This window comes from Oerskovia sp. 140933, from assembly GCF_059651515.1.
Map to the genome: position 1 here is coordinate 54,884 of NZ_JAMXIO010000011.1, position 19,465 is coordinate 74,348.

A 19,465-nucleotide genomic window follows, 5' to 3' on the forward strand; every position below is an offset into this window, starting at 1 on the left:
CCGCCTCCCCGCCCAGGGGAGGCGGCCGTCGTCGTCAGTCGGGCAGCGCGACCGTGCTGCTCAGCGGGCGAACGCCTGCTCGATCAGGACGGCCTGCTGGGCCTGGTGCTTCTTGGCGGTGCCGGCAGCCGTCGAGGCCGATGCCGGACGCGAGACGACCCGGACGCGAGGCAGGTCCTCGGGCAGGTTGACGTGGATGAACGACCACGCCCCCTGGTTCTCCGGCTCGTCCTGGACCCAGACCACGTCAGCGCCCTCGTACCTGGCGAGCTCCGCACGGATGCCGTCCACGTCGAGCGGGTAGAGCTGCTCGAGCCGGACGATCGCGGTCTTGTCGTCGCCGCGCTTGGCGCGCTCGGCGATCAGGTCGTAGTAGACGCGACCCGTGCAGAGCAGGACGCGGTCGACGTTCGCCGGGTTCGTCGTCGTGTCCCCGATGACGGGCTGGAACGTGCCGGTCGTGAAGTCCTCGACGGCCGACGCGGCCGCCTTGAGGCGCAGCAGCTGCTTGGGCGTGAAGACCACGAGCGGGCGACGCGGGCGGGCGTACGCCTGCTGACGCAGCAGGTGGAAGTACGACGCGGGCGTCGAGGGCTGCGCCACCGTGAGGTTGTTCTCCGCGCAGAGCTGGAGGAACCTCTCGATGCGGGCCGACGAGTGGTCCGGTCCCTGGCCCTCGTAGCCGTGCGGCAGCAGCATGACGACCGAGGAGTTCTGGCCCCACTTCTGCTCGGCCGACGAGATGAACTCGTCGATGACCGTCTGGGCGCCGTTGACGAAGTCGCCGAACTGCGCCTCCCACAGCACCAGGGCGTCCGGGCGCTCGACCGAGTAGCCGTACTCGAACCCGAGCGCCGCGTACTCGCTGAGCGAGGAGTCGTAGACCCAGAACTTGGCCTGGTCCGCCGACAGGTACAGCAGCGGCGTCCACTCGGCACCCGTCTCGCGGTCGTGCAGGACCGCGTGGCGCTGCACGAACGTGCCACGACGCGAGTCCTGGCCGGCGAGGCGCACCGGGGTGCCCTCGACGAGCAGCGAGCCGAACGCGATCAGCTCGCCGTAGCCCCAGTCGATGCCGCCGTTGGTCGACATCTGGTGGCGCTTCTCGAGGAGCTGCGCGAGCTTGGGGTGGACCGTGAAGCCCTCGGGCGGGGAGACGTGCACCTGGCCCACGCGCTCGATGATCGACTGGTCGACCGCGGTCTTCCACCCGACCATCGTGCCGGCGTCCTCACGCTGCGACTCGGGTCGCTCGAGGCCCGCGACGGGCTCCGAGGCGGGCGACGGCGTGAAGCCGCCTTCCTTGGTCTCGGTGAAGACGCGCTCGAGCTGGGCCTGGTAGTCCTGCAGGACGTGCTCGGCCTCCTCGAGCGTGATGTCGCCGCGCGCGACGAGGTTCTCGGTGTACAGCTTGCGCACCGAGCGCTTGGCCTCGATCAGGTTGTACATGAGCGGCTGCGTCATCGAGGGGTCGTCGCCCTCGTTGTGCCCGCGGCGGCGGTAGCAGATCATGTCGATGATCACGTCGCGGTCGAACTGCTCGCGGAACGCGAAGGCGAGCTCCGCGACGCGCACGCACGCCTCGGGGTCGTCGCCGTTCACGTGGAAGATCGGGACCTGGTAGCCCTTGGCGACGTCGGTCGAGTACAGCGTCGAGCGCGACGAGGACGGGCCCGTGGTGAAGCCGACCTGGTTGTTGATGATGACGTGGATCGTGCCACCGGTGCGGTACCCGCGGAGCTGCGCGAGGTTCAGGACCTCGGGCACCACGCCCTGGCCCGCGAACGCGGCGTCGCCGTGGATGAGGATCGGCAGCACCGAGAAGCCGTCGCCGCCCAGGTCGATGCGGTCCTGCTTGGCGCGCACGATGCCCTCGAGGACGGGGTCGACCGCCTCGAGGTGGGACGGGTTGGCCGCGAGGTAGACGCGCGTCTGCGCACCGGACTCGGCCGAGAACGTGCCCTCGGTGCCGAGGTGGTACTTGACGTCGCCGGAGCCCTGGACGCTCTTGGGGTCCTGGTTGCCCTCGAACTCCGCGAAGATCTGCGCGTAGCTCTTGCCGGCGATGTTGGCCAGGACGTTGAGGCGACCACGGTGCGCCATGCCGATGCAGACCTCGTCGAGGCCGCCGTCGGCCGCCTTGGACAGGACGGCGTCGAGCAGCGGGATGACGGACTCGCCGCCCTCGAGCGAGAAGCGCTTCTGGCCCACGAACTTGGTCTGCAGGAAGGTCTCGAACGCCTCGGCGGAGTTCAGGCGGCGCAGGATGCGCAGCTGGTCCTCGCGCGGCGTGCGGGCGTACCCGGACTCGAGACGCTCCTGGAGCCAGCGACGCTGGGCGCGGTCGGCCAGGTGCATGTACTCGATGCCGATCGAGCGGCAGTACGAGTCGCGCAGCAGCCCGAGGATGTCGCGCAGCGTCGACTTGGTCTTGCCGCCGAAGCCACCGGTCGGGAAGGTGCGGTCGAGGTCCCACAGCGTGAGGTCGTGGGTCTGGACGTCGAGGTCGGGGTGCTTGCGCTGACGGTAGGCCAGCGGGTCCGTGTCGGCCATGAGGTGGCCGCGCGAGCGGAACGAGTGGATGAGCTCGGCGATCTTGGCGGGCTTGGCCGCCTCGATCTCGGCGTCCGTCGTGTTGTCGCGGGTCCAGCGGACCGGCTCGTAGGGGATGCGCAGCGCGGCGAAGACGCGGTCGTAGAAGCCGTCCTCGCCGATCAGCTTGGTGCCGAGGATGCGCAGGAACTCGCCCGACTGGGCGCCCTGGATGATGCGGTGGTCGTAGGTCGACGTGATCGTCAGGACCTTCGAGACGCCGAGGCGGGCGAGCTGCTCGACCGAGGCGCCCGCGAACTCCGCGGGGTAGTCCATGGCGCCGACGCCGATGATCGTGCCCTGACCCTGCATGAGGCGCGGGACCGAGTGCACGGTGCCGATGCCGCCCGGGTTGGTGAGCGAGATCGTGGTGCCCGCGAAGTCGTCGACCGTGAGCTTGTTGCCACGGGCCCGGCGGACCAGGTCCTCGTAGGCTGCCCAGAACTGGGCGAAGTCCATCTGGTCGGCCTTCTTGACGCTCGGCACGAGGAGCTGGCGGGTGCCGTCGGGCTTGGCGAGGTCGATCGCGAGGCCGAAGTTGACGTGCGCCGGGTTGTTCACGGCGGGCTTGCCGTCGAGCTGCGTGTAGCTCGCGTTCATGGCCGGCATCTCGCCGAGGGCCTCGACGAGCGCGTACCCGATGAGGTGCGTGAACGAGATCTTGCCGCCGCGCCCGCGGGCGAGGTGGTTGTTGATCACGATGCGGTTGTCGACCATGAGCTTGGCGGGCACGGCGCGCACGGAGGTCGCCGTGGGGACCTCGAGGCTCGCCTCCATGTTCACGACGACGCGCGCGGCGGGGCCGCGCAGCTTCTGGACGTCGTCCGCGGTGTCGGGAGCGTCGGTCTTGGACCTCGAGGCGGCGACCGCCGCGTAGGGGGCCGTGGCGGGCTGCGCGGTCGCGACGGGCCGGTTGGCCTTGACGGCTGCGATGGCTGCGTTGACGGACGGGTCCGCGGGGACCACGGGGGACTTGGGGCGCTGCGCCGACTCGCCGGCGGCGGAGCCGTCGGTCGCGGGGACGCCGGCGGCCGTGCGGGCCGGCGGCGCTGCCGGGCCGGCGGCGGGGATCTGGACGGCGGGCGACGGCGTCGCGACCGCGGGCGTCGTGGCGCCGGCGGCGGGGGCCTGGCTCCCGTTCGCACCGGCGGTCTTGTCACCGGGACGGTAGTCCGCGAAGAACTCCCACCACGCGGGGTCTACCGCGTTCTTGTCCTTGAGGTATTGCTCGTAGAGCTCGTCGACGAGCCATTCGTTGGCGCCGAACACAGAACTTGCTGCGCTGATCGACTCTGACTCAGCCTTCGGGGACACGCGAGGATCGCCCACTTTCACCACTGATCGTCATTGGATATCGGGTACCTAGTCCGGAGCCGGACCCGTCAAGCGTAGGCCCTCCGGTCCTCGGAGCGGTGCCCTGGGCACAGGAAGTGCGCGGGGTGTCGGCACCATCCTCACGGGACGTCTGCGCGAGGCAAACGGGGGGGCAACAGCGACCTGTTCGCTGACCAAAGGTCAGGTCGTTTAGCCCATCGCCGGGTATGCCCCGCGCAGAGTGTGACGAACGTCTCACGTCCCGAGGGTGGGGGACCGGCCCTCCTGCGGGTCCGGCCCGGACCCGCCGGTGTGCCCGACGATCTCGGGCAGGTCGTCCGGCAGCCCGGGCGCCTGCGGCCTGGGGTGAGCCGGGAACGTCAGGCGCATGGTCGCCCCCTGCTGCGAGTCCGCGACCTCGATCCGACCGCCGTGCAGGTCGACCGCCCACCGGACGATCGCCAGGCCGATCCCCGTCCCGCCGGTCGAGGAGTGCCCCTGGGACGGGGCGTTGCCCCGGGCGAAGCGCTCGAAGATCCGCTCGCGGTCCTTCTTCGCGATGCCGGGCCCCTGGTCGATGACCTCGATCACCACGTCGTCGTCCACGGGGTAGGCCTCGAGCCGGATCTCGCCGTGCTGGGGGGAGTGGCGGATCGCGTTCTGCAGGAGGTTGGTGATGATCTGGCGCAGCCGCTCGGGGTCCGCGGGCAGCGTCAGGTCCTCGGGCGTCACGTCGATCACGTACTGGAGGTGCTTGCCGGCCTCGACCATCGAGACCGCGTCGGCGTTCTCCTCCAGGAAGTCCCCGAGCGGGACGTCGGTGATGTTGAGGGCTGCGGCGCCGGCCTCTATCCGGGACAGGTCCAGCAGGTAGGTCACGAGGCGCGTGAGCCGCTCGGTCTGCGCGAGCGCCATCTCCATGGTCGCGGGGTTCGCCTCGCTCACGCCGTCGACGACGTTCTCGAGCTGTGCCTGGAGCGCCGCGATGGGGGTCCGCAGCTCGTGCGAGACGTTCGCGATGAGCTCTCGCCGCATCTGGTCGGACGACGCGAGGTCCTCGGCCATGATGTTGAAGGCGACCGCGAGCTGGCCCACCTCGTCCCGGCTCGTCGCGCGGACGCGCCGGGTGTAGTCGCCGTCGGCCATGGACTGCGCCGCTGCCGTCATCTCGCGCAGGGGGGACGTCATGCCGCGCGCGAGGATCTGGGTGAGCAGGAGCGAGAGCACGATCGCCAGGGGGAACGTGCGGGTCGGGCCGAGCTTGTTCTGCTGACCGAGCCAGGTGATGAGGACCGCGAGCGTGACGGTCGCGAAGACCAGGACGCCGAGCTTGATCTTGAGCGACCGGAACGAGTCGAGGGGCCGGACGTCCGGGAGGTGGGGGCGGATGGTCCGGTGGCCGGAGGTCACGCGACGGGGGGCTCGAACGCGTACCCGACGCCGTGGACGGTGCGGATCAGGTCCGGCCCGAGCTTGCGCCGCAGAGCCTTGATGTGGGAGTCGACGGTGCGGGTCCCGCTCGCGTCGGCCCAGTCCCACACCTCGGCGAGCAGGCGCTCGCGCGTGAGGACGGTCTTGGGAGAGCTGGCCAGCATGACGAGCAGCTCGAACTCCGTGGGGGTCAGGTGGACCTCCTCGCCCGCGCGGTGCACGCGCCGCTGGGCGCGGTCGATCACGACGTCGCCCACGACCATGGGCGGGTCCGTGGGGGTCGACGTCGCGGCCTGGGCCGCGCGGTCCACGCGGCGGAGCAGGGCCTTGACCCGGGCGACCAGCTCGCGCATGGAGAAGGGCTTGGTCATGTAGTCGTCCGCGCCGACGCCCAGCCCGATGAGCATGTCGGTCTCGTCGTCGCGGGCGGTCAGCATGAGGATCGGCACGGGCTGCTCGGCCTGGATGCGGCGCGTGACCTCGAGCCCGTCGATGCCGGGCAGCATGACGTCGAGCACGATCACGTCGGGTCGCAGGCGGGTCGCGGCCTCGACGCCCGAGAGCCCGTCGCGGGCGACCTCGACGCGCCAGCCCTCGGCGCTCAGGCGCTGGGCGATGGCCGTGGCGATGGCAGGCTCGTCCTCGACGACGAGGATGTTCGCGGCCTGAGCCGGGGTGCCGGCGGGTCCACCGGCGCTCGTCGCGCCGGTGCCGGTGGGGAATGCGCTGGCTGTCATGGCACCAGCGTGGCACAGACGGGGCGACGATGGTCGCACGACGGCGGGAGTCGTCGCCGGATGTCGCGGCGCCCGGGGATCGCGGAGGAGCCGTGCGCCGGCGGTCCGGATGGCTGCCGGGCTCTCGCCCGATAACATCGTTGCCACGATGAAGAGCACATCCCGATATCCGTGGAGCACCCCGTGGTAGGCGACTGGTTGATGGTCGCGCTGGGGGTGCTCCTGACCGCAGGTACAGCAGTCTTCGTGGCGAGCGAGTTCTCCCTCGTCACTCTCGATCCCGCCGTGCTGTCCAGGCCGGGGGACGACGACGTCCCCGACGACGAGGCGGACGGCGCACCGCCGGGTGGCGCTCGCCAGGCCGGGGCCGGGGGCGACCGGAGGCGCAGCAGCCGACGCGACCGCAGCGTCCGGGCGGGCCTCAAGCACCTGTCGACCGAGCTGTCGTCGGCGCAGGTCGGCATCACCATCACGACGATCCTGCTCGGCTACACGGCCCAGCCGGCCCTGCAGAACCTGCTGGGCGACGCCCTGGGCGGCACGGCTCTGGGTGCCGGTGCGGCGACGGTCGTCGCGGTGGTCCTCGCGCTCGTGGTCGTGAACCTCTTCTCGATGCTGTTCGGCGAGCTCATCCCCAAGAACTTCGCACTGTCCGCGCCGTACGGCACGGCGCGGCAGGTCGTCCCCGTCCAGCGGCAGTTCACCAAGCTGTTCCGCCCCGTCATCTCGGCCCTGAACGGCTCGGCGAACGCGATCCTGCGTCGCATGGGTGTCGAGCCCCGCGAGGAGCTGTCGGGTGCCCGCTCGGCGTCCGAGCTCGCGGCGCTGGTCAAGCGGTCGGCGCAGGAGGGCACTCTCGACACGTCGGTGGCGACGCTCCTGACCAACTCGATCGAGCTCGACGAGCTCAGTGCGGTCGACGTCATGACGGACCGGATGCGCATGGTGGTCCTGCGCCGCGACGACACGGCCGAGGACGTCGTGGCGCTCGCCCGGACCTCGGGGCACTCGCGCTTCCCCGTGATCGGCGAGGACCGGGACGACGTGCTCGGCCTCGTCCACCTGCGGCGGGCCGTGGGGGTGCCGCACGAGCGGCGCGCCGAGGTCCCCGCGGCGGCGCTCATGGTCGACGCCCCGCGGGTCCCGGAGACGGTCGCGCTGGGCCCGCTGCTCGTCGAGCTGCGCGGGTTCGGCCTGCAGATGGCCGTGGTCGTGGACGAGTACGGCGGCACGTCCGGGGTCGTGACCCTGGAGGACGTCGTCGAGGAGCTGGTCGGGGACGTCGCGGACGAGCACGACCCGCGCCGTGCGGGGGTGGCGCGGGGCACGGACGGTTCGTGGATCGTGCCCGGGGTCGTTCGTCCGGACGAGCTGAGGGAGTCGACGGGGCTGGTGGTGCCCGAGGACGGCGCGTACGAGACGCTCGGCGGTCTGGTCATGGCCGACCTCGGGCGGGTGCCCCGGGTCGGTGACGAGGTCCGGGCAGGGGACGTCGTGCTGCGCGTCGAGGCCATGGAGGGGCGCCGGGTCGAGCGGCTGCGGGTCCGCGTGCTCGCGCCGCAGGGCGAGGGTGACGGGTCCGTGCCCGGCACGGGCGGGACGCCCGCCCCGGGTGTGCCGCGCCGGCTCGTGCACGAACGCCCACCGGGTGGGGCCCCGGGCCCGGACGGCACGCAGACGCCGGGAGGTGCGCGATGAGCTCGACCGCCGCACTTCTCCTGGGGCTGTTCCTGCTGGCGGCCAACGCGTTCTTCGTGGGGGCCGAGTTCGCGATCATCTCGGCCCGGCGCAGCGCGATCGAGCCGCTCGCGGCGCAGGGCAACCTTCGGGCGCAGACGGTCCTGTGGGCCATGGAGCACGTCTCGCTCATGCTCGCGTGCGCCCAGCTCGGCGTCACGGTCTGCTCGGTGGGCCTGGGCGTCGTCGCCGAGCCGGCGGTGGCGCACCTCATCGAGGTGCCGCTGCACGCGCTGGGCGTCAGCCCGTCCCTCACGCACCCGATCGCGTTCGTGGTCGCGCTGGCGATCGTCGTCTACCTGCACGTGGTCCTCGGGGAGATGGTCCCCAAGAACCTCGCGGTCGCGGGGCCGGAGAAGGCCGTGATGTGGTTCGGTCCTCCGCTCGTGGTCCTGGGGCGTGTCCTCAAGCCGATCATCGTGTCGCTGAACTGGCTCGCGAACCACGTGGTGCGCTGGACCGGCGTCGAGCCCAAGGACGAGGTCGCCTCGGTCTTCACGGCCGAGCAGGTGCAGTCGATCGTGGAGCACTCGCAGGCCGAGGGCATCCTGCAGGACGAGCAGGGTCTGCTCTCGGGGGCCATCGAGTTCTCGGAGCGCACGGCGGCCGAGGTCATGGTGCCGGTCGACCGGTTGGTGACGGTGGTCGAGGGCTGCACCCCGGACGAGATCGAGCGCCTGGTCGCGAAGACGGGCTTCAGCCGCTTCCCGGTCGCCGACGCGCACGGCGAGCTGGTCGGGTACCTGCACCTCAAGGACGTGCTGTACGCGAGCGGCGAGGACCGCTTCCGACCGGTGCCGTCGTGGCGCGTGCGTGCGCTCGCGACGGCCGAGCCGGGCGACGAGATCGAGGACGCCCTGCGGGCCATGCAGCGCTCGGGCGCGCACCTGGCGCGGGTGGACGAGGGCCCGGCGGATCGCGCGGTCTCGTCGGCAGCGGGTGCCGTGCCACCTGGTGGGCCCGCGTCGTCGGGGCCCGACGGCGTCGCTCCGGACCGCGAGCCCGGGGCCCTGGGCGTCGTCTTCCTCGAGGACATCCTGGAGGAGCTCGTCGGCGAGGTGCGGGACGCGATGCAGCGGCGGGTGCACTGACGCCGTCGAGCGTCGCGTGCCGCCCGCACCGTCCTGCCTGGGCCTGGGCCTGGGCCTGGGTCTGGGCCTGGGCCGCTGCCGCCCGAGACGCCCCGACCCACGCCCACCCCACGCCCGGTCCCGGGCGTGGGACCGGGCGTGGGTGAACGGGCCGTCGGGCCGTTGAGCAGGGGACTTGGCTTCCCTGGCGCCCGCCGATATCGTGTCCGATGCTTCGTCTCGCACGGTTCCTCCCGCATGGGAGGCTCGTCCGTTCTGCGCGGTGCAGCGTGTTCCTGTTCGTCTGTGCCGCTCCGGTCACCTGTGGTGCCCCGCGGCTCTCGGTAGTGGAGGTCCGGTGGAGACGACGCCCTCGTCCTCTGACTCCCGCCGCGCGCGACGCGAGGCGGAGACCGGGCACAGGGGACGCCGTCGGACGGAGATCCCCTCCCACCAGCGCTGGGCGCCGCGCATGGCGGTCCTCGGGACCCTCGCGGTCGCGACCATCGCGATGCCCCTGTCGGCCGGTGCGCAGGACGGTCCCGCCGCACCGTACGGTCCGGACGGGCGGCCGATCGGGCCGAGCGCCCTGGACCTCGTGAACAACCCGACCGCCTCCGAGCCCACGTCGGAGTACGTGGCCTCGGCCCCCAAGATCGACGGGCGGGTGCAGGCGGCGAGCCGTTCGGTCGAGCGCGCGCCCCTGCCGAACTGCGACCCGGCGGTCGTGACGACGAGCACCAACGGCAACCTCTCGGCCCATGAGCTGTGCGACCTGTGGCAGGCGGGCGAGTCCCTGCGCCCGGACGCCGCGGTGGCGCTCTCGGCCATGAACGAGGCCTTCCGCGCGACCTTCGGGCGCGACATGTGCCTGGTCTCGAGCTATCGGACGCTGGCGTCGCAGGTCTCTCTCAAGGGGTCGCGCGGCGCGTTCGCGGCCAAGCCCGGGACGTCCTTCCACGGTTGGGGCCTCGCGATCGACCTGTGCTCGCTGGAGACGGGGAACCGCGAGGTATACACGTGGATCAACCAGAACGGCGTGCTGTACGGCTGGGCCAACCCGGCGTGGGCAAAGCGCGGCGGCGGCGGCGCGTACGAGCCGTGGCACTTCGAGTTCACCGAGGGTGTCATCGAGCACGGCGGCCTGCTCTGACGGGTCTCGTCAGATCCGGTTGACCCAGGACTCGGCCAGCGCCTCGGCCTCGATGTCCAGCTCGCGCAGGATGCGGCGCATCACGGTCTCGTTCAGGCGGCCGGCGTCGCGCTCGTCCACGAGGACCTGACGCTGGGCCCTGTTCATGTCGGCGCGCAGCGCGTTGAGCCGTCGGAGGTCCTCGGGCTGGTCGCCGTGGCGTGCCACGGGGAAGGCGCGCCCTCCCGTGGGCCGCGCCCGGGCGTGGGGCGGCTCGGGCGGTTCCTCGATCTCGGACTCGGGGGAGATGAGGCGTGCCGCGGCGCTCGCCCGGGCGACGAGGGCCGCGGACATGGCCTCTCGTGTCGCCTCGGCCTTCTCCTCGCCGATCACGGGGGCCCACTCCCTGGTCGCGCGGGCGATCTCGTGGGCCTGCGCCTCGGCCATGAGCCGTCGGACCCGCGCCTCCTCGACGGCGTCGCTCGCTGCCTCGTCCTCACCGCCGACGCCGAGCCGCCGGATGACCCAGGGGAGGGTCACGCCCTGCAGCAGGAGCGTCCCGATCGCGACCGTGAAGGCTGCGAGCTGGATCGTGGCCCGGCCGGGGAACTCGGCGCCGCCGAGCGTCACGGGGATGGCGGCCGCGGCGGCGAGCGTCACGACACCGCGCATCCCGGCTGCCGAGACCACGAGGGACTCGCGCCAGCCGAGCGCGTCGGCGCGCGAGCGTCGCGACCCGGGCAGGTGCACGCGGTCGAGCCAGGACGTGGCGAAGACGTACACGGGTCGGATCGCCATGGTGACCGCGAGGGCGGCGAGGGAGACCCAGACGGCCGTGCGGAGCCCTTCGTCGGACGTCACGACCGTCTCGACCACGAACTTGAGCTGGAGGCCGATGAGCGCGAACGTGATGGCCTCGAGCAGCAGGTCGAGGCTGTCCCACAGCGGCTCCTCGACGAGTCGGGTCTCGAAGCCCGCGGTCGGTGCGGTGTGCCCCAGGTAGAGGCCTGCGGCGACGACCGCGAGGACGCCCGAGCCGCTGAGCTCCTCGGCGATCCAGTAGGCCGCGAACGGGAGGATGATCCCCGCGACGCTCGTCAGGAGCGGGTCGGCGAGCCGGAGCCTGGCGGCGTGCATCCCGATGCCCATGACGAGCCCGATCCCCACGCCGACCACGACCGCGAGCGCGAAGACCCCGATGCCCTCGGTCCAGACCCAGGCGCCCGTCGCGACCCCTGCGAGCGCGACCTTGTAGAGCGTGAGCGAGGTCGCGTCGTTGATGAGGCTCTCGCCGCCCAGGAGCGTCATGACGCGGCGGGGCAGGCCGAGCCGCCGGCCGACCGCGGCGGCCGAGACGGCGTCGGGCGGGGCGACCACGGCGCCCAGGACGAGCGCCGCGGCGAACGGGAGGTCGGGGAGCAGCATCGTCGCGACCCAGGCCACGGCGAGCGCCGTGACGACCACGAGCCCGACGCCCAGGCGCACGATCGCGTTGAGCGACGTGCGGAAGTCCTGGTAGGAGCTCCCGGTGGCCGCCGAGAAGAGCAGCGGCGGCAGGATGATGCCGAGCAGCACCTCGGGGGGAAGCTCGATGTGCGGGACCACGGGGATCAGCGAGACGCCCAGTCCCACCACGACGAGCAGGAGGGGGGCGGGCAGGTCCCAGTGCCGGGCGACGGCCGTGACGGCCAGGGCACCGGTGATGACCAGGAGTACGACGGCCTCGTCCATGACCTGCATTCTCCGTCGCACCGGCCGGGACGGCGCGGTGGAGCCCGACGGCGTGCTCCCCGCGGGGTGCGCGCCGCACCGCGGGTGTCAATCAGCTCTTGACAGGCGCGTGGCGTCAAGCCAGGGTTGACGCATGAGGACCTGGTGGCGAGACGCGACGGACGCTCCGGCGTCGGGCATCGACGAGAGGGGCGGACGGTGAGCGACGTGCCCGCCTGGGGGAGCATCGAGCCGGGCGACGCCCGGCGCTCGCTCGACGACCTGCTCGCCGAGGCCGTGACCGCCGCAGACCCCGGCATCGGCGACCGCATCACGACGGACCCCGGAGCGCACCTCGAGCTCGTCGGGCTCACGGCGCGTGCGAGCGCCGCGGCCGAGTCGCTGCTCGCGACGGCCGTGTCGTCCGCGCGTTCGGCAGGGCACAGCTGGGAGGCGATCGGGAAGACCCTCGGGATCTCGAGGCAGGCCGCGCAGCAGCGTTTCGGCCGGCCGGTCGGGCCTGGCGCGCCCGGCACCGTCCAGGACCTCGCCGCAGGGGCGGAGGTCGGCGACACCCGGATCCTCTCGCCCGTCACGGCCGTGACCGAGATGGCCGCGCTCGAGGCCTACGGGCGCAAGGGCTGGCGCTCGTCCGGGTTCGGGGCGGGCTTCCACCGGCTCGTGCGGACCACGACGCAGTGGGAGCACACGCGCGTGTACGTCCTGGGGGCGAGCAGGTTCGGTCTCGAGGCCGACGGGTGGGAGCGGATCGGGACGTGGTTCCCGTGGGTCTACTACGCGCGCAGCCTGGGGGTCGCCCCTGCCGGGGGAGACCGGGTCGTCGTGGACGGCCCGCACCTCGTGGGCGACGAGGCCTGAGCGGTCGCGCCCCTGCCCGGGCTACTCCCCGGGCAGGTGCGCGTTGTGCCCGAAGTCCTGGCGGAACCGCGGCCCGGAGACCGCGAGCTCCGCGGCGAAGGACCCGGCCCAGGCCGAGTACGGGGTGTGCGAGAGCGAGTCGTTGGAGAAGCGACGGTCGTCGGTGATCTCGGTGACGCAGAACGACGGGATCTGGAGGTCCACGACCGGACCCGACCGCTCGCACTCCGCGATCACGAGCGGGTGGTTCGCGCCCCCGAACACGTCGATGACCCAGCCGTCCGCCCCGAGCCACGCCGAGTAGCGGTTCTTCACGACGCGCCCGCCGCCCCGCCGGATCATCTCGACCCCGACGTTCACGTCGATCTCGCGCTCGGCCTCGTACCGGGTGCCACCGACCTGCGGCCCCTTGACGGTCAGGGCGCAGAAGTCGAACGCGTACCGGTCCAGGACGCTCAGGGGAGACGTCCTGCCGCTGAGCTCGGCGGCCGTCGCGCTCGCCTGGGCGCGCAGGCGCAGCGCATAGCCGTCCTCGGCCAGGAAGTAGCTCTGCACGATGAGCGCGGGCGCGTCGAGCAGGTCCACCGGGACGTCCTTCACCAGGAAGCGCCGCTCGAACTCGAAGTCTCCGTTACCGCCGTCCGTCATGGGACATACGGTACGCGTCCGCGCACGTCACGGCCGGATCTGGGCGTGCGGGTACGCGGCCTCGCGGTGCTGGAACTCGAGCACCGCGGGGTTGACGACCACGCCGTCGCGGATCTCGATCGCACGGCGGACCGTCTCGTTCTCCTCCCACCCGGCCGGGCCCGCCATGACCGCCGGGAGGAACGGCAGGACGGCCGAGCTGATCTCCCACGTCGCCGAGTTCCACAGGTAGGACGGGCTGTGGTCGACCGCGTAGTAGCTGACGTTCTCACCGACCGTGACGAGGGGCTCGGCGAACGTCGTCGAGCGCGCCCAGTCGAACGCCATGCCCTCGTCGCACGAGACGTCGACGATCAGGCTGCCCGGTCGGAACGCGCCCAGGTCCGAGGTCCGCAGGTACAGCAGCGGCGCGTTGGGGTCCTGGAGCGTGCAGTTGACGACGACGTCGCTCTCGGCGAGGAACGGCGCCAGCGGGAGCCTTCCCTCGTCGGTGATGACCTCGCTGAGGTAGGGCGCGTCGTCGTGGTCGAACTGGACGATCTGCGCCGAGTGGATGGGGGCGGCGACCGCGGCGACGCGGCGGTTGGTCAGCACGCGGACGTCGTGGATCCCGTGCGCGTTGAGCGCGGTGACCGCGCCACGGGCCGTGGCGCCGAACCCGATCACGACGGCCGTCAGGCGCCGGCCGTAGTCGCCCGTCGACCCGCACAGCTCGAGCGCGTGCAGGACCGAGGAGTAGCCGGCCATCTCGTTGTTCTTGTGGAAGACGTGCAGGCCGAACCCGCCGTCGGAGGCCCAGTGGTGCATGGCCTCGAACGCGACGAGCGTGAGCCGCCGGTCGATCGCGACCTGGGTCAGGGCCTCGTCCTGGACGCAGTGCGGCCAGCCCCACAGGGTCTGCCCGGGGCGAAGGTCGAGCAGGTCCTCGACCTGGGGCTTGGGCAGCAGGACCACGTCGGCGGCCTCGACGACCTCGGCCCGGGAGCCGAGGGCGCGCACCCAGGGGGCGATCTGCTCGTCGCTCACCCCGAAGCGCTCGCCGTACCCGCGCTCGACGACGATGCGCGCCCGGAGCTCCGGTGCGATGCGTTCGAGGTGGTCCGGGTGCAGGGGGAGCCTGCGCTCGTCGGGCTTCCGCGACGCTCCGAGGAGGCCCAGGATGGTGTCGTTCGATGCTGTTGTCACGCTTGTCCCGTCAACGAGACCACGGTGGCCCAGTACTGCGGACGCTACACGGGTGCGGGGAGCACCCCGACCAGCCCCCCGGCCCCGGGGCCCCGACGACGCCGTCCCGGGCACGACGAAGCCCCTGGACCGAAGGGTCCAGGGGCTTGGTCTGCGGTGCCCTCGATAGGACTCGAACCTACGACCTTCTGCTCCGGAGGCAGACGCTCTATCCACTGAGCTACGAGGGCAGCATGCGTTCGCTCTGACGAGCATCCGGCACGGTGCACGAGACTACCAGTCTCCGGCGGGTTCGTGCTCCCACCTGTTCCCACCTGCCGCGATCCGCACGCGACACCCGGGCCCGGTGGGGGCGGGGTGACCGGACTCACCAGCCCGGGGAGCGCTCCGGGACCGGTGCCCGGGGCGACCGGTGCGTACCCTCCTGGAGTGGATCGCCAGGACTCGAGCTCGACCCCCGACAGCACCCTCCGGCCGTGGAAGGGGAGGTTCGTCGTCCTTGCCGGGATCGTCCTCGCGGCCTTCAACCTGCGGATCGCGGTCGCCTCGGTCTCCCCGATCCTGGACGTGGTCCGGACCGACATCGACCTGAGCGACCAGGTGGCCGGGCTGCTGGGCACGGTCCCCGTGATCGCGTTCGCGGTCTTCGGCTCCCTCGTCCCCGTCCTCTCGCGGAGGTTCGGCCTCGAGCCCACGCTCGTGGCCGCGCTGGTCGTGAGCTCGGTCGGGGAGATCCTGCGGTCGCTGTCGAGCACGGCCCCGTCCTTCCTGGTGTGGACCGCGGTGGCGCTGGCGGGCATGGGCATGGGCAACGTGCTGCTGCCACCCCTGGTCAAGCGGTACTTCCCGGACCGGATCGGTGCGGTGACAGCGGCGTACACCGTGACGCTGTCGCTGAGCACGGCGATCCCGCCGCTCCTCGTGGTCGGCATCGCGTCCTCGCTCGGCTGGCGTCCTGCCCTGGGCGGGTGGGCGCTCGTGGGGCTGCTCGCGGCCGTGCCGTGGACCGTGGTGATCGCCCGCTCGGCGCGCGCCCGGGCCGAGCTCGCGTCGGTGCTCGAGCACTCACCCGAGCACACCGCGGGCCTGGACGGCCGCCACCGCCACGAGGGTCGCGCCTGGCGCAGCCCGCTCGCGTGGGGCATCGCGGTCATGTTCGGTCTCAACTCGCTCAACACCTACGTCATGTTCGCGTGGCTGCCGCACGTCCTGATCGACGCGGGGATGTCGGAGCCCGTCGCGGCGAGCGCGCTCGCGCTGTACGCGTTCGTCGGCATGCCCATGTCGATCGTCACGCCGCTGCTCGCGGCCCGGATGCGCAACCCGTACCCGCTCGTGGTGCTCTTCGTCGCGATGCTCGCGGTCGGCTACGGCGGGCTCATGGGCGGCCAGGCCGGCCCCGCGACGTGGGTGTGGGTCGTGCTCGCCGGGCTGGGGGCCTCGACGTTCCCGCTCGGGCTCGCGCTCATCAACCTGCGCAGCCGCACGTCGGCCGGGGCCGTCGCGCTGTCCGGGTTCGTGCAGGGCGTCGGGTACCTCCTGGCAGGGGCCGGGCCCCTGACCGCGGGCATCCTCTACGGGCGCAGCGGTTCGTGGGACAGCACGTTCGTCTTCCTGTTCGGCACGCTCGTCGTGATCCTCGTCGCGGCCGTCGCGGGCTGCCGTCCGGTGATGATCGAGGACACGTGGGCTCGGCGCGCCCGCCGGGGGCGCCCCTCGACCACGGCTGCGGACGTCGACACAAAGCCCTAGCGTCCCTCGCTAGAATCGTCGGGTGACCCCGAACGAGCTCTCCCAAGCGCTCAGCGCTGCCCTGGCCTCCGCCGTCGCCGACGGCACCCTCGCCCTGCCTGCCGACGCGGTGCCCACGTCGGTCCACGTCGAGCGACCCCGCCAGCGCGAGCACGGCGACTGGGCCACGAACGTCGCCCTGCAGCTCGCGAAGAAGGCCGGCGTCGCCCCGCGCGTCCTGGCCGAGGACCTCGCGCAGCGTCTCGCCGCGCACCCGGGCATCAAGTCCGTGGACATCGCGGGACCGGGCTTCCTGAACATCACGCTCGACGCGGCCGCCGCGGGCGAGCTCGCCCGCACGATCCTCGCGCAGGGCGCGACCTACGGGAACAACGACTCCGAGGCCGGCACGCGCATCAACCTCGAGTTCGTCTCGGCGAACCCCACGGGCCCCATCCACATCGGTGGCGTGCGCTGGGCCGCGGTGGGGGACTCGCTGGCCCGCGTGCTGCAGGCGTCCGGCGCGGAGGTCACGCGCGAGTACTACTTCAACGACCACGGCGCGCAGATCGACCGCTTCGCGCGCTCGCTGCTCGCGCGTGCCAAGGGCCAGGAGGCTCCCGAGGACGGCTACGGCGGCCAGTACATCTCGGAGATCGCGGAGGCCGTCATCGCCGACGCGGTCGCGGCGGGAGACCCGGACCCGCGCACGCTGCCCGACGACGAGGCCCAGGAGGTCTTCCGGGCGCGCGGCGTCGAGCGGATGTTCGACGAGATCCGGGCCGCGCTGCACGACTTCGGCGTCGACTTCGACGTGTACTTCCACGAGGACTCGCTGCACGAGTCGGGCGCGGTCGAGCGCGCGGTCCAGCGTCTGCGCGAGGGCGGTCACGTGTTCGAGGCCGACGGCGCGACGTGGCTGCGCACGACCGACTTCGGCGACGACAAGGACCGCGTCATCATCAAGTCGGACGGCGAGGCGGCGTACATCGCGGGCGACATCGCGTACTACCTCGACAAGCGCGATCGCGGCTTCGACGACGTCATCATCATGCTCGGTGCGGACCACCACGGGTACGTGAGCCGCATGATGGCGGTGTGCGCGGCGTTCGGCGACCAGCCGGGCAAGAACCTCCAGATCCTCATCGGCCAGATGGTCAACCTGGTCAAGGACGGCCAGCCGGTCCGCATGTCCAAGCGTGCCGGGACCGTCGTGACGCTCGAGGACCTGGTCGACGCCGTGGGCGTGGACGCCGCGCGCTACTCGCTCGCCCGCTCCTCGACCGACTCGAGCATCGACCTGGACCTCGACCTGCTGTCCAGGGCGACCAACGAGAACCCGGTCTTCTACGTGCAGTACGCGCACGCCCGCACGGCGAACGTCGCGCGCAACGCGCAGGCGCACGGGGTCTCGCGGTTCCGTGAGGACGGGAGCGAGGCGTTCGACCCGTCGCTCCTGACGCACGAGACCGAGTCGGTCCTGCTGGGCGCGCTCACCGAGTTCCCGCGCGTGGTCGCCCAGGCGGCCGAGCTGCGCGAGCCGCACCGTGTCGCGCGCTACCTCGAGGCGCTCGCGGGCGACTACCACTCCTGGTACCACGAGTGCCGCGTGACGCCGCTGGGCGACGAGGAGGTCACGGACGTGCACCGCACGCGCCTGTGGCTCAACGACGCGACGCGTCAGGTGCTCGCCAACGGCCTGGGTCTGCTCGGGGTGTCTGCGCCGGAGCGCATGTGAGCGCGGCGGCCGCCGCCGGCCCGACGACGTCGCCCACCTTCTCGCCGACCGGCACGTTCGTGCCGGGCGAGCCGTGGTCGAGCGGCGTGCGCCGCGGGCCGGACGGCGCGCTGAGCGTCGGGGGGGTCGACGTGCGTGAGCTCGCGGCTGCCCAGGGCACGCCAGCGTACGTCCTCGACGAGGCCGACCTGCGCGAGCGGGCACGGTCCTACCGGCGGGCTTTCGAGACCGCGTTCGCCGAGGTCGGTGCGGGCGTCGACGTCTACTACGCGGGCAAGGCGTTCCTGTCGGTCGCGGTGGCACGCTGGCTCCACGCCGAGGGGCTGCGGATCGACACCGCGACGGGCGGAGAGCTCGCGGTCGCGCTGCGTGCGGGGGTGCCCGGCGAGCACGTCGGACTGCACGGCAACAACAAGTCGGACGCGGAGATCGAGCGTGCGCTCGACGCGGGCGTGGGCCGGATCATCGTGGACTCGCTCGTCGAGGTCGAGCGCGTGGCGGCCGCGGCCAGGGCGCGCGGCGGGGCTCCGGCCCCGGTCATGATCCGCGTGACCACAGGCGTGCACGCGGGCGGGCACGAGTACATCTCGACCGCGCACGAGGACCAGAAGTTCGGGCTCTCGCTCGCGACGGCCCCCGGTGCGCAGGACGAGGACAGCCCGGCCATGACCGCGCTCCTCGCGGTGCTCGCGCACCCCGAGCTCGAGCTGCTGGGCATCCACTCGCACATCGGGTCGCAGATCCTCGACCCGTCGGGCTTCGAGGTCGCGGCGCGCAAGGTCCTCGAGCTGCGGGCAGCGCTCGCAGCGCGCACGGGCTTCCTCGTCCCCGAGGTGGACCTGGGCGGCGGGTACGGCATCGCCTACCTGCCGGGCGAGGTCTCGCTCGACCCCGACCGCATCGCGAAGGACATCGCCGCCTCGGTCGCGGCCACGTCGGCGGAGCTGGGGACGCCGTTGCCCCGCTTCTCGATCGAGCCTGGTCGGGCGATCGTCGGTCCCGCGGGGCTGACGCTCTACACGGTCGGCACGGTCAAGCCCGTGCGCGTCGCGGGGGGCGGTGCCGGGTCGGAGGCCGAGACCTTCGTCCGCACGTACGTCTCGATCGACGGCGGCATGAGCGACAACATCCGCCCGGCCCTGTACGGCGCGGACTACCACGCCGAGCTCGCGAACCGTCTCTCGGACGCGGCGCCCGTGCTCGCTCGGGTGGTCGGCAAGCACTGCGAGAGCGGCGACATCGTGATCCACGAGGTGCTGCTCCCGGGCGACGTGCAGGCCGGCGACCTGCTGGCCGTCCCCGCGACGGGTGCCTACGGCCGTTCGATGGCCTCGAACTACAACCACGTGCCCCGGCCCCCGGTCGTGGCCGTGGCGGAGGGTGAGACCAGGGTCCTGGTCCGGCGCGAGACGGAGGACGACCTGCTCGCGCTCGACCTGGGCTGACGGCGCGGAGCCTGGGCGCGCGCACCGTGGAACGGTGCTCACGCACTCGTATCCTGAGACGAGCGCCCAGGATCCGGGCAACCGGGCGAGGATCGACAGGCTCGGACCGACGGGTC

At 72.3% G+C, this 19,465-nt stretch carries 13 protein-coding genes and 1 tRNA gene; 7 read left to right on the forward strand and 7 right to left on the reverse strand.

Features of this window, described 5'->3' with window-relative positions:
- Positions 1-60 precede the first annotated feature (60 nt).
- The 3 genes from NHG27_RS08015 to NHG27_RS08025 form a co-directional block, all read right to left on the reverse strand.
- The gene (locus tag NHG27_RS08015; protein WP_193720003.1) at positions 61-3,906 is read right to left on the reverse strand and encodes a multifunctional oxoglutarate decarboxylase/oxoglutarate dehydrogenase thiamine pyrophosphate-binding subunit/dihydrolipoyllysine-residue succinyltransferase subunit; all 3,846 of its coding nucleotides are present in this window, start codon (positions 3,904-3,906) and stop codon (positions 61-63) included.
- A gap of 255 nt (positions 3,907-4,161) precedes the next feature.
- Positions 4,162-5,316 (reverse strand): sensor histidine kinase, encoded by a 1,155-nt coding sequence (locus NHG27_RS08020; RefSeq protein ID WP_193720004.1) that lies wholly within the window; start codon positions 5,314-5,316, stop codon positions 4,162-4,164.
- On the reverse strand, positions 5,313-6,074 hold the full coding sequence (locus NHG27_RS08025; protein ID WP_227748492.1) for a response regulator transcription factor: 762 nt from the start codon (positions 6,072-6,074) through the stop codon (positions 5,313-5,315). The genes NHG27_RS08020 and NHG27_RS08025 overlap by 4 nt, the downstream gene beginning before the upstream one ends.
- A gap of 183 nt (positions 6,075-6,257) precedes the next feature.
- On the opposite strand from NHG27_RS08025, the gene NHG27_RS08030 reads away from it, so the two are divergent.
- The 3 genes from NHG27_RS08030 (at position 6,258) to NHG27_RS08040 (ending at position 10,034) form a co-directional block, all read left to right on the forward strand.
- Positions 6,258-7,772: a hemolysin family protein gene (locus NHG27_RS08030; RefSeq protein WP_497015704.1), complete on the forward strand. Its 1,515-nt coding sequence runs from the start codon at positions 6,258-6,260 to the stop codon at positions 7,770-7,772.
- Complete coding sequence (locus NHG27_RS08035; protein ID WP_497015706.1) at positions 7,769-8,902, forward strand: hemolysin family protein; 1,134 nt, start codon at positions 7,769-7,771, stop codon at positions 8,900-8,902. Before NHG27_RS08030 ends, NHG27_RS08035 begins: the two co-directional genes overlap by 4 nt.
- A gap of 451 nt (positions 8,903-9,353) precedes the next feature.
- The gene (locus NHG27_RS08040; RefSeq protein WP_497015708.1) at positions 9,354-10,034 is read left to right on the forward strand and encodes a M15 family metallopeptidase; all 681 of its coding nucleotides are present in this window, start codon (positions 9,354-9,356) and stop codon (positions 10,032-10,034) included.
- Between the two features lie 9 nt (positions 10,035-10,043).
- Here the strand turns inward: NHG27_RS08040 and NHG27_RS08045 are convergent, their stop codons facing one another.
- Positions 10,044-11,744, reverse strand: a complete 1,701-nt coding sequence (locus NHG27_RS08045) for a cation:proton antiporter (protein ID WP_497015710.1) — start codon at positions 11,742-11,744, stop codon at positions 10,044-10,046.
- 198 nt (positions 11,745-11,942) lie between these two features.
- Between NHG27_RS08045 and NHG27_RS08050 the strand changes: the two genes are divergently transcribed.
- On the forward strand, positions 11,943-12,602 hold the full coding sequence (locus NHG27_RS08050) for a hypothetical protein (protein WP_497015712.1): 660 nt from the start codon (positions 11,943-11,945) through the stop codon (positions 12,600-12,602).
- A 21-nt stretch (positions 12,603-12,623) separates the two neighbouring features.
- Here NHG27_RS08050 and NHG27_RS08055 read toward each other — a convergent pair whose 3' ends face one another.
- The 3 genes from NHG27_RS08055 to NHG27_RS08065 all read right to left on the reverse strand — a co-directional run bounded on the left by NHG27_RS08055 (position 12,624) and on the right by NHG27_RS08065 (position 14,665).
- A complete protein-coding gene (locus NHG27_RS08055; protein WP_193720009.1) occupies positions 12,624-13,250 on the reverse strand; it encodes a CYTH domain-containing protein in 627 nt (208 codons plus the stop codon).
- Between the two features lie 27 nt (positions 13,251-13,277).
- Entirely contained in the window at positions 13,278-14,435 is a 1,158-nt protein-coding gene (locus NHG27_RS08060; RefSeq protein ID WP_497015714.1) for a N(5)-(carboxyethyl)ornithine synthase, read from the reverse strand.
- Between the two features lie 157 nt (positions 14,436-14,592).
- Positions 14,593-14,665 (reverse strand) — tRNA-Arg (locus tag NHG27_RS08065).
- 199 nt (positions 14,666-14,864) lie between these two features.
- Here NHG27_RS08065 and NHG27_RS08070 point away from each other — a divergent pair.
- The 3 genes from NHG27_RS08070 to lysA are packed head-to-tail and all read left to right on the forward strand — an operon-like array spanning position 14,865 to position 19,349.
- The gene (locus NHG27_RS08070; RefSeq protein WP_193720011.1) at positions 14,865-16,187 is read left to right on the forward strand and encodes an MFS transporter; all 1,323 of its coding nucleotides are present in this window, start codon (positions 14,865-14,867) and stop codon (positions 16,185-16,187) included.
- Positions 16,188-16,209: 22 nt separating this feature from the next.
- Positions 16,210-17,904, forward strand: coding sequence for an arginine--tRNA ligase (gene argS / locus NHG27_RS08075; RefSeq protein WP_193720012.1), 1,695 nt, complete (start codon positions 16,210-16,212; stop codon positions 17,902-17,904).
- Positions 17,901-19,349 carry a diaminopimelate decarboxylase gene (lysA, locus tag NHG27_RS08080; RefSeq protein WP_497015717.1) on the forward strand — a complete coding sequence of 483 codons (1,449 nt, stop codon included), beginning with the start codon at positions 17,901-17,903 and terminating at the stop codon, positions 19,347-19,349. Before argS ends, lysA begins: the two co-directional genes overlap by 4 nt.
- Positions 19,350-19,465 lie beyond the last annotated feature (116 nt).

Bases quoted from the DNA above. Each gene is read 5' to 3' on its own strand.
- NHG27_RS08025 (WP_227748492.1), bottom strand. From the start codon at position 6,074: ATGACAGCCAGCGCATTCCCCACCGGCACCGGCGCGACGAGCGCCGGT.
- NHG27_RS08035 (WP_497015706.1), top strand. From the start codon at position 7,769: ATGAGCTCGACCGCCGCACTTCTCCTGGGGCTGTTCCTGCTGGCGGCC.
- NHG27_RS08040 (WP_497015708.1), top strand. From the start codon at position 9,354: ATGGCGGTCCTCGGGACCCTCGCGGTCGCGACCATCGCGATGCCCCTG.
- NHG27_RS08045 (WP_497015710.1), bottom strand. From the start codon at position 11,744: ATGGACGAGGCCGTCGTACTCCTGGTCATCACCGGTGCCCTGGCCGTC.
- NHG27_RS08055 (WP_193720009.1), bottom strand. From the start codon at position 13,250: ATGACGGACGGCGGTAACGGAGACTTCGAGTTCGAGCGGCGCTTCCTG.